This is a genomic window from Rothia aeria (genome assembly GCF_016726365.1).
GTDB classification, from domain to species: Bacteria; Actinomycetota; Actinomycetes; order Actinomycetales; family Micrococcaceae; genus Rothia; species Rothia aeria.
Genome location: NZ_CP068102.1, coordinates 1,032,045 through 1,044,608 on the forward strand (window position 1 = coordinate 1,032,045; position 12,564 = coordinate 1,044,608).

Sequence of the window (12,564 nt, forward strand, 5' to 3'; positions counted from 1 at the left end):
TGTTTTTAACGCTTTATTGGAATAAAGAGCCTTTTTAGCATGGGGCAGGTGGGGTTAGCCGTTTTCGTCTGCGAAGTGTAGGAAGCTTTTTTCGATGAGTTCCCGGACAGCGACCAGCAGGGTGTCGCGCGGATGCTCGTTCTCGGTGCCGAAGGCGGCGTGCGCATCCGGTGTGTAGTCTTCCCAGCCCAGGAGCATGGCGAGCGCCCCCAGAATCTGCCCGATACTCAGCTCGCCGTCACATGCGGAGACGAATCCGGCGGTTTCGGTTGAGAGCAGGATTGTGCGGCACAGCCCGGATCCGGCGCGCAGCAGGATCACGTTCGGATGCTCGGCGCCGGGGCGACCGTGACGTTCTTCGGTCACGTCTTCGGCGACCACCAGGTGGGTTTCGGTGAGCGCCTGATCGGTCAGGGCGGTGAGGCGGTCGAAGCGTGCCACGGCCTCGGTGATGCTTTGCGCGATGGGCTGGGCTATGGGGTAGGTGATGTCTTCGAACCGGTTCAGGGGTACGGTTTCGGTGGTGTGTGCCGGGCGGCGGAGCCAGAGCATCCCGAACCCAATAGAATGAACGTTCCGGTTTTTAAAGTCGTCGAGATAGGCACGGTAGGTGCTCTCGTAGTGGTCACGGTCGCGGTTTTCACTCGCGTCTTTGAGCCAGGTTTCCGCATAGGATTCGGGGGTGAGCACTTCGCGCTGAATTACCCACGCTTCGCTCGGGGTGCCGGTGGCGGATTCGGCGAACCAGGTGCGCAGGCGCGCATCCCAGGGCTGCGCTTCGCCTGTGTTGTCGCGGTGAATTTCCCAGTTGCCGAGCATCTGGGCGCGCCCGCCGGGTACCAGCACCTCGGGGATGCGCCGAATAAGCGTGCTGACAATATCATCACCGGGCAGCCCGCCGTCGCGGTACGTGAACTGGTCGTCGCTGCTTTCGTTTGCGCGGCGCGGGGTAATGACGAACGGCGGGTTTGAGACCACAAGGTCGAACTGCTCCCCCGCCACGGGTTCCAGCAAAGAGCCTTGTCGGAGGCTGACGCGTGCTTCAAGGTTCTGCGGGTCGAGTTTCAGGGCGGGGGCGTTCAGCAGCAGGTTAAATCGGGCGAAGGCGAGGGCGCGCGGCGAAATATCGGTGGCTGTTACGTGGTCTGCGTGGGCGAGCAGATGGAAGGTCTGAATACCGCACCCGGTTCCCACGTCGAGGGCACGCGCCACGGGGGTGCGCTCGGTAATCTGCGCCAGGGTTAGGGATGCCTGCCCGATACCCAGCACGTGGTCCTTGCGCAGCACCCCGGGTCGCTGATGCGCCCCCAAATCGGAGGCCACCCACAGCTCGGTGCCGTCATCAGCCGAATGCGGGCGCAGGTCAAACACGGCGCGGTAATGCGGTTCTTCGCCGGGATTCTCGGGGGTGTGGGTATTTTCTGACTCCGTCGGTTCCACGAGGTGTGCCGCGATAAGGTCGTTCAGCGCGGGTTCGCCGCCGAGCGCATCGGCAAGTTCCGTGCGGGTTAGGGTGCGTGCGAACAGGAAAAACCCGATTATGCGCGCCAGGCGGCGGTCGGGGTCGGTGGTGTGCGCATCATCAAGGATGTTCTGTACCCGCCAGGTGCCGGGCACAACCTGGTCGCGCGCCATCGCTTCAAAGGCGCGCTCCCCCAGCAGTTCACGCACCCCGTCGTAACTGTAGTTAAGCTTCTCAAGGGCACCCCGGATGCGTTCAAGCCGGGCGGTATCGTCGCTTATGGGGGTGTCGGGGATGCGGGAGTACAGTTCATCAGCCATGCTCCCCATTCTATAAAATGCTGCGGGCGCAGATGGGGTGCTTTTCTCTTGGGTTTCTATTAGTTGCCCCGGGGCTGGTGTGTCTGGGTCGGGTGTCTTGTGCGGGCGGATTATGTGACGCGCCGTGACGGGGTTTTTATGCTCAGCTTGTGGATATTTCCGTTTAAACCGCTATTATCCACAGGCTAGGGTACGCCGGGAAGCGAACCTTAGGCCATAATGCTTTTATAAACAGTATGGAAAAGCATGAAATACTATCTAATAAAATAAAAAATATAAAAACTGGTCTTAGTGAAGGGCCTGACCCCCAGTTTTTTCACGGTGGGCAGCGCGGCGGCGATACGGTTCGGCTCGCCCAGGGGCAGTACATGAGCGCCCCCGAGTGGGCTGAGCTGAACCCTGCTGATAAGCATTTGGCGCGTATTATTGCGCACGCCCGCGTGCTGCGTGACCCCGTCTTTAGTCACCGCAGCGCAGCCATTATTCACGGTATACAAACGCTGAGCGTCCCCGATAAGCTCCAGGTACTAGGAAGCGGCGGGGCAACCAATAGTGGCCTGCAGTACCGGCAGGATGAGCCCAGCCACCGCGCCACCATACTGACCGGACCCGGCGGTTTGCGGGTGGTTGACCCCGTGGCCGCGACCATTGGGAGCGTGCGCGATACGAATTTCGCGGAGGCCATGGTGATTGCCGAAAGCGCCCTGCGTTCCTTCCCCGAGCTCACGCATACTGAGCTGCACGATAGCCTCATGGCGGTGCGCAGAAGCCGGGGGTCTAAGAATGCGCACCGTGTGGCGGCTGCTATGAGCTCCTTATCCGCTTCACCTGCCGAGACGCTGGCACGGGTGGCGCTTCTGAACCTCGGGTTGGAGCCGGTGCAGCAGTACCAGATTTCTACCCCGTTGCAGACGTTCCGGGTGGGTGCGGCACTCGTTGAGCACGGTGTGGTGGTTGAGGTTGTTGGCGCACCGGGGCACGCCCCGCCGCAGGATGTTTCACCGCAAGATACCCCGGCCCAGAAAGCCCGCGAAGAGGCGATTCGTGGCGAAGGCTGGGATTTTGTGCATCTCACTTGGGCGGATGTGCGTTATCGCCCCGATGCGGTGGAGCGTAAGCTCCACCGCAAAGGCGTTATCTAGCCATCCTTTACTATCCAGCCGTGCCCTGCCGGGGCAGGCCGGGGGCCCACACAGGCAGGGGGTTCAACCGTTCAGCCGCGTTACGCCTTCACCGTCAGCGCGGGTTTAATGTCCTTCACAATGGATTCGAGCAGCCGCAGGTTGAAGTCCACGCCCAGCTGGTTCGGCACGGTCAGCAGCACGGTGTCTGCTGCCTGAACGGCCGCGTCACGTGCTAGTTCTTCGGCGATTAGGTTGGGGTCGCCAATGTAGCTGCGCCCAAACCGGGAGAAGGTGTTGTCGATAATACCGGTGTAATCCTGCGAATCTTCCTCCGCGCGGCGGCCAAAATAACGCGCCGACTCGGCATCAATAATGGGGATCACCGAACGCGAGACCGACACGCGCGGCACGCGGGTATGCCCCGCTTTGACCCATGCCTCGCGGTAGAGGCGAATCTGTTCGGCCTGCTGCTGGTCGAAGGGCATGCCTTTATCTTCGAGCATCAGCGTTGAAGACATGAGGTTCAGGCCCTGCTGCGCTGTCCATACGGCGGTGTTGTCGGTCCCCGCACCCCACCAGATGCGCTCACTCAGGCCGGGCGACTGCGGCTGCACGGGGGCGTACTTGCCCTGTACTCGCACAGAGGGTGCCATGCCCTCACCTTGAATTGCTTTCATGAAGAGGTCGAGGTGACGGCGTGCCATCGCACTCTCATCTTCACCTTCGGCGGGGTAATAGCCGAAGCTCTCGAAACCGCGGATAACGGATTCGGGCGAGCCGCGTGAGACCCCCAGCTGCAAGCGCCCGGCGGAAATCAGGTCGGACATTGCGGCGAGTTCGGCCATATACAGCGGGTTTTCGTAGCGCATATCGATCACGCCGGTGCCCAGCTCAATGCGGCTGGTTTTAGCGGCGATCGCCGACAGAAGCGGGTACGGGGTGGCCTGCTGCTGGTCAAAATGGTGCACGCGGAAGAACGCGCCGTCCAAACCAATCTCTTCGGCACCTACCGCCAAATCGATAGCCTGGTGCAGCGAGTCGGAGGCGCTGTTCACACGCGAGCCGGGAATTTCGGCCCAGTGCCCAAAGGAGAGGAAGCCGAGCTTCTTGCTGGTGCCGGGCGCCGGTTGGAGGTGTTCGAGGGTGGGAGTTGTTTTGTGAGCATTCATTGTTCGCTGCCTTCCGTGTGTTCCGTGTGCTGTTATCACAGGATGTCTAATTCTCGGTTATGCCCACCTACCCTAAACCCAATTACTTTACAAGTCAAGTATTTATGAAGGTTTGTGTCCACAGTAAAAATATTCCGCGAAATATTCATCACACTACTTATTTTTATACAACTTTGCGCGGTTGATTTTCAAGGATTTGCGCATAAATATTGAAATAAAAATAAATGTCTAGTTGAATGTCACCAAATAGTAGTTCTGCACCTTCGTATGGCAGAATGACGGGTGAATACTCAGACGCCCGCCGAAGAGCACGCGCCTATTAACACTATCGACGTTGCGTATAGATATGCGCCAGCAATAATGTGTTGAGTTTTCACACCCTTCATATCACTCACGCTCATATTCAAGGACACATGCCATGACCCGGGGATTTTCTCGCAGAAATCTTGTTAAAGGGGCCGCTTGGGCTGCCCCCGCGGTGGTAGCTTCTACCGCGATCCCGGCGTACTCCGCCTCCATCATGGACCTCGCTCCCTGTCTGCATTTTGACCTCGAACCCGGTGAAGATTCCGCCTACGGTCTGCGCCAGTACATGCACGAAGTCGCCCCAGAACGCGCCCCGCGCGAGCGCGCAGTTGAAGACATCACCATCCCCGACGGTGTCTCGTACATGCGGTTCTACATTGAAGGCGGCCAAGGCGGCGGGGTTGATATGGACGACTACTCCGGCGGCTCAGGCGGCTACGGCGCAGAAGTAAGCGGAGTTATCGCAGTCACCCCCGGGCAGAAGTACCGTTTCTACTTGGCGGCTGGCGGTATCGGCCACTACTATGAGCCCGCCGACGGCGGTGACGGCTACACCCGCGGCGGCTCATCGGCGCTCATGCCGGAGTACGTGTACGAAGACTCCGATAAGGAGCGCATGACCAGCGCAGACTACAACCGCCTGATCATCTACTCAGGCTCGGGCGGCGGCTCATCGGCGCTGGTGCTGCTTGATGGTGACGCGGAAACCCTCATTGCCGTTGCCGGCGGAGGCGGCGGAGGCGGGGCACGCGGCATTATCGCCACTTCCCGCACGAACCTGCCCGATGGGGCGAAAATGCCCACCTGGCGGCAGTTCGACCCCGATGTTCCCAAATGGGCTCCGCGCTACAGCCCGCCCTACCTGGGTAACGGCGGCGACGGCGGTGAATCAAAGGCCAGCAAACCCAGCAAAAACGCTGAAGAGGTATACGCCCAGTACGGCGCCGGCCGAATTATTGCCCCCTCAGGAGCTACCGCAGGCAGGAACATCGGCCGAGGCGCACGCGGCGGCAGCAACCCCACGTTCAGAAGCGCCCGCGGGCTCTCGTTCACAAACACACCGCAGTCGCAGATCCGCTCACGTGGTGTCGCAGGGGCCGCTGGTGGCACCGGCGACTTCGGGCACGGCGGTGACGGTGTGGCCGCCTACGGGTATGTCACGAATATTGCCGCTACCCTGCCGGAAAACGCACAAACCTACGACTATAACGTGGCGGCGTACATTGTCTCTGGTGGCGGTGGCGGCGGCTATGGCGGCGGCGGTTCGGGTGCGGCCGTGGTGGTTGGTGCACAAACCACCGACCAGCTTGCGAATAACTCCAAACCGCAAACGTACGCGGTGAGCGCCGGTGCTGTTTCTGGTGCTGGCGGCGCGGGCGGCAACTATGTGAACAGCAATGTGCTTGACGCACATGTTGAGATGGTTGGGTACAGCCGAGGCAAGAACCGTGAAGAGTTCACGGACGGTACGGCACAGTACTCGTTCTGCCCGTCACGCAACAACCAGATCGACCATGACGGGAAAATGTATCCCTGGCCTTAACCAAGGTTTACGAGCGATCAGCACACAGACTTATCTGGGCCCCATACGCTAATTGTGGGTGTAGCGTGTGGGGCCCAGATAATTTTTATCCCCAAATAGGTAGGTTTAGTGGTGGTTTTCTCTTGGGCGCCAATGGCTTTCAGAGGGCAGGTTTAAGCGCCAGCATATAGGGGTATCTTTCACGGTTCACTTGAGTTTTAGAAAATATTCAATACTGCCTCTGCTGTGGAATAATAAACAGGTCTCTTCAAGGCGTTTCTTACGTGACCGACTTATCATACGGGCAAGAATATTTTTGCATTCCGCTGCGTGGCGGGCCGCATGACCTGCTGTATATGCTGCGCACAGCGTGTTGTGCGCCTTGGGCGGGACGCTCACTCACATTCACCTAAACACAAGGAAAATTTCATACGATGACCCAAGAGATTTCACGCCGGAGAGTCGTGGTTGGTACCGCCTGGGCGGCACCTGCAGTGTTAGCTTCCACAGCAGTACCCGCCTATGCGGCATCATCGACACGTCTCATCTGCCCTAAAAGCAGTAGGATTACCGCCGCAGAAACAAACTATCACGAGATTGTTGTACCTGATGGGGCAGCCAGTCTGTACTTCGAGCTTGTTGGAGGCGCAGGCGGGTACCTGGAATCGTATGCTATCGGCGGACATGGAGCAAAGGTCTCGGGGGCTCTTGAGGTGACCCCCGGTCAGATCTTTAAAATTTATTTGGGTTCCTCTGGCGAGGCTTTCGGTACCCGACCGGCAGAAGGGGGTGCCGGATACGGTAAAGGCGGTTCTTCTAAGCTTTCTCCCTCATCGGTTATACCTGCCGAAGAACAGAAGATCCTGACAGACCTTAAAGCAGACAACGTAGTGATATACGGCGGATCAGGCGGCGGGTCATCAGCAATTGTGAGGGTTGATCCTGCTGATCCTGCACAAGAAACAGTTCTTGTTGTTGCTGGCGGCGGCGGAGGCGCCGGTCTCCGAGGTACCGCAGATGATTCCAGAAATACATCTGATCATAAGAGGGATGCCTCATGGGAGAATTACGGTTCCCCCTACATGGGGATGGGAGGAGACTCAATTCATCCACTACACTACGGTGGAGATGGTTGGTCCGTTGACGGAAACTTTTACGGCTACCGTAATTACTACGGATTCTACGAGGGGAAACAACTATTCGTACATGGAGGCAAAAGAGGATACGGTGGAATAGGGGGTAAAGGCTCAGAACCCGCCGAACTCCCCACTATTGACCCGTTTGTTTTCAAGAGCGTCGAACAGACACCTGTCACCATCCGCACCATGAGCACCACCGGGGGCATTGGAGGCGACGGTCTGCGTGCTCACGGAGCGGACGGCGTGGCAGCGTATGGGTATGCCTACAGCACCCATAAGTTTTATGGTGATGACGCTAATGCTTCAGAATATGTGCATGCCGTCTCTGGGTATGCGGTTTCACCCGGTGGTGGAGCTGGCTGGGGCGGTGGCAGTTCAGGTGGTGTTCTCGCACTTGGAATGCAAAAGTATGATGAGCACAGCGGCGAAGTGTACGCCATTGGCATGGGGGTCACGATGGGTGGCGGCGGTGGCGGCGATTCTTATATTTCTCCAGACATAGGTGGAACCTACTTTACAGCATCTACTGATCTTGAGCCGGGGTACCTGGAATATGGTTTCTGTTTCCCCGCCTAGGTCTAATGATGAACTTATGTCATAAAACCAGGTTATAGGCCTCTCTGCGCACCCCTAGCTGCGGCTTCCAGCCGCACACAGGTGAAGCTCTCAATCCTACCCGTATTTCATGCCCTGCCAATGGCATGAAATACGGGTATACACCAATGACGTGTTCTACGCCATCAGTACCGATGTTCACACTGCCGGCGGACGGTGTTGGCTAGTGTTTTTGCAGCTGATTGCATGATTGGAACAGCCTATATTTATGCATTTAGCGGTGGCGCGGTCAATAGTGGAGCGGTGCATATTCTCCACCCCACCTCACAGCAGGAGCATCACACCTAGCAACAGATGCACAGCAGCAATAATGCAGCTGCTTACTTGGGGTTCACCCACCCCTTGATTCCCCTGAAATACAGCGGACTATAGAGCTTCTGGTAAAGCTTTATATAAACCTATAGTTGGAGCAACGGACTTTCTCGTTTGAATGTTTAACTTTCAAATGAGAGGGTTCGTTTTTTGTCTTTTCATGGCTCCCAAGACACTATTTTTAAGGTGTTTTCCATCACGAAAAACCTGTTTTTTATGCGATGCGCATCATAAAATAGCCACCTGTCACCGGTTTACTACACCGGTAAAACATTAAAACGTATCAAGGGGTGGAATAAGTACAACCAAAAAGTAGAGTATATGCAACCTGGATAGGTTGTTTATCATATTTTCAAGAAAAAATCTACCCAATCGTCAATATTTACTTGAGTTTTATGAGTCCTGCGGGCACACTGAGGGGAGGTGCCTTCTCAGGTGCCGTAGTACTCGCTCAGCTTTCAACTGTCATCAGTAGGTATTGATTTCCCGCACGCAGTATTCACCCTCTTGTGGCTACCACGCGCCCAATACCCACGCAGTGACACGTTCACACTCGAACTACTACACTCAAGGACATGCAGACCATGACCAGGAATATTTCCCGCAGGTCGCTCGTGGCAGGCGCCGCTTGGGCCGCCCCCGCAGTGCTGACATCTACAGCTATACCCGCGTATGCATCTTCAGTTAACCCCTGCCAAAACCTCAATGACTTCGAAGCACGCCAGACAGTTGCCCCAGGTCGTGCAAATAATAAAAAGGGCTACGAAGAAATAACTGTCCCCGAAGGTGCCACCTACATGTGGTTTAAGATCCAGGGCGGTTACGGCGGCGGCGTCGACCATGCTAACCGCAACGTCGGTGATGGCGGCGCAGGCGCAGATATTGAGGGAACCATTAAGGTCACCCCCGGACAGACCGTGAAGTTCCATGTGGGCGCTGGCGGCCTTGGCCTCTACGACAAGCCTGCCGCAGGTGGTGAAGGCTACGGGAACGGCGGTAGCTCCAACACTCTTCTTGAAACCGGCGTAGAAGTATCTGACCTGGATGAAATGCAGAGCCCCACCTACAACCACATTGTGGTGTACTCGGGCTCAGGCGGTGGCGCAAGCGCCGTGCTTATTAGCGATAAGGGATCTTCGGAAGAAAAACTGCTCGCCGTCGCTGGCGGCGGTGGCGGCGGTGGCACCCGCGCTATGACCCAGGCAGCACGTGAGACTCTGAACGGCACCAAGCTGGCTGGCTGGAAGACTGACGGTGGTTTCCCGGTACTCAGTAATGGCGGCGATGCGAGCGACTTCCCGCAGGCTGGCAGTAACGGCACCGAGGTGTACAGCGAATACCCCTCCGCAATAGTAACTGTACGCGGCGGTAACCCCGGCAGCGGCGCAAACGGCGGCGCAGGCGGCAGCAAAGCCACCTACAGCACCGCTAAGGACCTTTCCTTCTCCAGCACCACCGAGTCAAATATCCGCACCAGCACCGTAGCAGGTGTTGCGGGCGGTTCAGGCGCGAAAGCTAGTGGTGCCGACGGTGTGGTGGCATACTCCTACTCGATCAGTACCAAAGAAACCGACCAGCCCGACGGCGGAAGCCCTTACAAGTTCAACGTAACCGCATACGCTGTTTCTGGCGGTGGCGGTGGCGGCTACGGCGGCGGCGGTTCAGGCGCAGCAGCAGCTATTGGCGCACAGACTATTAACGTGTTGGGAGATGGGAAGACCGTAAGCGATGCCTACTCAGTGAGTGCAGGTGTGGTCGCCGGTGGCGGTGGCGGTGGCGGCAGCTTTGTCGCTGCCGACGTCATCAACCCCACCTTCCAGCGCTCAAGCGGGCAGGGCACGGTTCGCGGCGAGTCCCGTGACGGTATTGGCCAGTACGCATTCTGCGTCTCCAAGTAGCGGCTGATCCGGTCCCCGTATCGGCCGGTTAGCCTAAAAATATATAAGCGTGTCGCACGGCGGCGCGGACACCCGGGATTATTTTAGGGTTTATCTCTTGGGTGTTCGCGGTGCCGTGCGGCTTATTTATTACCCCTTCCCACCACCTTGGGTGGATAAAAATGCATTCGAAGACCAGTGGCTTAATTTTCTCTTAAACACCCCAAAAGGTCTTTATAAAGCTAGACTTTACAGTTTAGTAAGTCAACATCACACCGCACTATAAATGCATATATATTCTTAAATATCGGGCTTATGTGGCATACTTATGAAGGAGCGCCGGTCGCATTGCTGCGGCAGTACGGCAGACTCAAGTATTCACTCAGCTACAGTAGTCTAGCCCCATTGCGCCTCTCCCCCATTACGTGGGAGAGGCGCATAAGCGCCGGGTGCTCTCAGCTCAAACACAAGACCAACCCAAGGACTACATCACACATGACACGGGGTATCTCACGCAGAAAACTCGTCGCCGGTGCGGCGTGGGCGGCACCAGCCGTCCTCACCTCCACCGTCGTATCTGCCTCTGTCACGATAGCCCCGCTGGCTATGACATCGCGCCCGCATTGTGAAGCCTCATCAGCCCTAACCTGGCGGTGCAGCGCATTGTTCCTTGGGGATCATTGTGCACGGTAAACACTCACAACAATTTCAAACACAAGGATATTTTCTATGAGACGAGGCATTTCTCGCCGAGATCTGGTGACCGGAACCGCATGGGCTGCGCCGCTTGTGCTGAGCACCGCCGTTATTCCGGCGTATGCATCATCATCTGCCGACGACGGCCCCTGCCTAGACCCCGATAAAAGCTACGAGATTTTTGCCAAGGATATGCGCATGGCGGCGGAAAATCGTGCAGCCGGTGAAAAAGGCTATGAAGAAATTGTGGTTCCCGACTATGCCTCATATATGCGCTTTGATCTACTCGGCGGTGTAGGCGGTACCCTTATTGCACCATACTCGGAGTTCACAGGACCTAACCGAACCGGCGGTACTGGAGGCGGCGGCGGCTACATTAAGGGAACCGTCAAGGTAACACCCGGGCAGCGCATCAAATTCTATGTGGGTACCAGCGGCGTCGGATATTATGACCGCCCCGCCAAAGGCGGCGAAGGGTACGGTAATGGCGGTTCGTCTGCGGCACTGCCCACCGAACTGGGGTCAGACGTACAGGGTAAACTGAACAGCCACAGCAATAAGGTTACGGTCTATTCGGGCTCTGGCGGCGGTTCTTCAGCAATCGTCATGGTCGATGCACAAACCTCCCAAGAAACCGTACTCGCCGTTGCCGGAGGCGGTGGAGGCGCGGGCGCACGCGGATTCACACACGCTACCCAGGAGGGAGGAACATGGATAACAGACGACCCAACCTTCTATGAAAGCCCTAATCTGCATATTGGTCGGGGCGGTTCCGCAGGTGATGACTATGTGCCAGAAGGCTTGGGATTCTCGGGGCAGGAACGTTACCACCAGCACTACGACGCCGAGGTTCTAATTCCCTCCGGATCGAACGGCAGCAGCGCGATCGGTGGCTCTGGCGGTGCCCTAGCTACCGTCACGGGAGATAAAGAGCTGATCTTTGACTCTACTGCGCGAACAGAGATTCGTACCGGAAACTCTGCGGGCAAATCTGGTGGCTCAGGCCCCAACGGCAACGGGGCTGACGGCGTTGTCGCCTATGGGTACGCGCTCAGTACCGTAGGCAACACGAGTGATGACCGCAATGCTACCGGGTACATTGTTTCCGGCGGCGGTGGCGCGGGCTACGGTGGAGGCGGGTCAGGTTCGGCGGTGGCTGTCGCATCCGAAAGTCTCAAGTCTGATACCGCGTTTGTGGGTGTTGCCTCCGGTGGTGGCGGTGGCGGCGGAAACTTTGTTTCCCCTGACGTAATCGATCCCTATATTACCGCTGAAGGCGGCTCATCCGTAGTGGTGGGATCAACCACAGACGGTATGATTAGGTATTCTTTCTGCCCTTCAGATCCGAATAAGCAGCCCGATCCGGAGCCTACCTCGCCCGAAGATCCAGAATGGATGGCGCGGAACTCGTAGCATAGAGGGTACCTACACTAATGTGGGGCGCTCGCATCCTGTTCAGATGCGAGCGCCCCACAGGTGCATTCTGCCTCAATATTTTTGGGCAGACCGCTGCTGTTTTACCTAAGAGCGCAGGTCTGCGGCTGTATAGTGGATGGATGCGTATTTGGTCTGCCCACCCGTCCCTTCTTGACCGTCGCGCCCTGATCGCGTGCTGGCGTGAGAGCTTGCTTGCGCAGAAAGTGCTGCGCGGGCTCACCCGAGGGTACACGAATCATCCGCAGCTCATTCGGTTTCGTGCGCATTCTCAGCCGGTAGAGGCTATTGGGGCTTATCTGCACGGGCTCGCCGATGAGGCGCAGCTGCGCGGGTACTCCTTCAACCGTTCGCTGATTACCGCTGAGCGGGGTAAGAACCTGGAGCCTATTGCCGTGACCGAGGGCCAGCTTGCCTACGAGCTGAGCTTTCTGGCGCACAAAGTTGCCGGGCGAGATGCCGATTGGGAGCCTATTCTTACCGAGCGTCTCGCGAAATTCACCCAGGCCGGTAAGCCCGCGGTGCACCCCGTGTTCGAGGTAGTCCCCGGCGAAATAGAGGCTTGGGAGAAGACTAAGGAGTTCTAGT

Annotated in this window: 8 protein-coding genes; 6 read left to right on the forward strand and 2 right to left on the reverse strand. The window is 57.5% G+C overall.

The window, feature by feature from the left end:
- Positions 1-54: 54 nt before the first annotated feature.
- Entirely contained in the window at positions 55-1,782 is a 1,728-nt protein-coding gene (locus I6I94_RS04310) for a DUF7059 domain-containing protein (RefSeq protein ID WP_201620931.1), read from the reverse strand.
- Positions 1,783-2,150: 368 nt separating this feature from the next.
- On the opposite strand from I6I94_RS04310, the gene I6I94_RS04315 reads away from it, so the two are divergent.
- Positions 2,151-2,924 (forward strand): hypothetical protein, encoded by a 774-nt coding sequence (locus tag I6I94_RS04315; protein WP_128087470.1) that lies wholly within the window; start codon positions 2,151-2,153, stop codon positions 2,922-2,924.
- Between the two features lie 80 nt (positions 2,925-3,004).
- On the opposite strand, the gene I6I94_RS04320 is transcribed toward I6I94_RS04315, so the two are convergent.
- A complete protein-coding gene (locus I6I94_RS04320) occupies positions 3,005-4,075 on the reverse strand; it encodes an LLM class flavin-dependent oxidoreductase (protein ID WP_201620932.1) in 1,071 nt (356 codons plus the stop codon).
- 478 nt (positions 4,076-4,553) lie between these two features.
- Here I6I94_RS04320 and I6I94_RS04325 point away from each other — a divergent pair, with 478 nt between their 5' ends.
- From I6I94_RS04325 to I6I94_RS04345, 5 genes are all read left to right on the forward strand, one after another.
- On the forward strand, positions 4,554-5,924 hold the full coding sequence (locus tag I6I94_RS04325) for a hypothetical protein (protein ID WP_128087469.1): 1,371 nt from the start codon (positions 4,554-4,556) through the stop codon (positions 5,922-5,924).
- 413 nt (positions 5,925-6,337) lie between these two features.
- Positions 6,338-7,618 (forward strand): glycine-rich protein, encoded by a 1,281-nt coding sequence (locus I6I94_RS04330; RefSeq protein WP_128087468.1) that lies wholly within the window; start codon positions 6,338-6,340, stop codon positions 7,616-7,618.
- Positions 7,619-8,544: 926 nt separating this feature from the next.
- Positions 8,545-9,867 carry a hypothetical protein gene (locus I6I94_RS04335; RefSeq protein WP_201620933.1) on the forward strand — a complete coding sequence of 441 codons (1,323 nt, stop codon included), beginning with the start codon at positions 8,545-8,547 and terminating at the stop codon, positions 9,865-9,867.
- A 708-nt stretch (positions 9,868-10,575) separates the two neighbouring features.
- Complete coding sequence (locus I6I94_RS04340) at positions 10,576-11,955, forward strand: hypothetical protein (RefSeq protein WP_236588938.1); 1,380 nt, start codon at positions 10,576-10,578, stop codon at positions 11,953-11,955.
- 143 nt (positions 11,956-12,098) lie between these two features.
- Positions 12,099-12,563, forward strand: coding sequence for a pyrimidine dimer DNA glycosylase/endonuclease V (locus tag I6I94_RS04345; protein WP_128087466.1), 465 nt, complete (start codon positions 12,099-12,101; stop codon positions 12,561-12,563).
- Position 12,564: the final 1 nt, after the last annotated feature.

Bases quoted from the DNA above. Each gene is read 5' to 3' on its own strand.
- I6I94_RS04315 (WP_128087470.1), top strand. From the start codon at position 2,151: ATGAGCGCCCCCGAGTGGGCTGAGCTGAACCCTGCTGATAAGCATTTG.
- I6I94_RS04345 (WP_128087466.1), top strand. From the start codon at position 12,099: ATGCGTATTTGGTCTGCCCACCCGTCCCTTCTTGACCGTCGCGCCCTG.
- I6I94_RS04340 (WP_236588938.1), top strand. From the start codon at position 10,576: ATGAGACGAGGCATTTCTCGCCGAGATCTGGTGACCGGAACCGCATGG.
- I6I94_RS04320 (WP_201620932.1), bottom strand. From the start codon at position 4,075: ATGAATGCTCACAAAACAACTCCCACCCTCGAACACCTCCAACCGGCG.
- I6I94_RS04335 (WP_201620933.1), top strand. From the start codon at position 8,545: ATGCAGACCATGACCAGGAATATTTCCCGCAGGTCGCTCGTGGCAGGC.
- I6I94_RS04310 (WP_201620931.1), bottom strand. From the start codon at position 1,782: ATGGCTGATGAACTGTACTCCCGCATCCCCGACACCCCCATAAGCGAC.
- I6I94_RS04330 (WP_128087468.1), top strand. From the start codon at position 6,338: ATGACCCAAGAGATTTCACGCCGGAGAGTCGTGGTTGGTACCGCCTGG.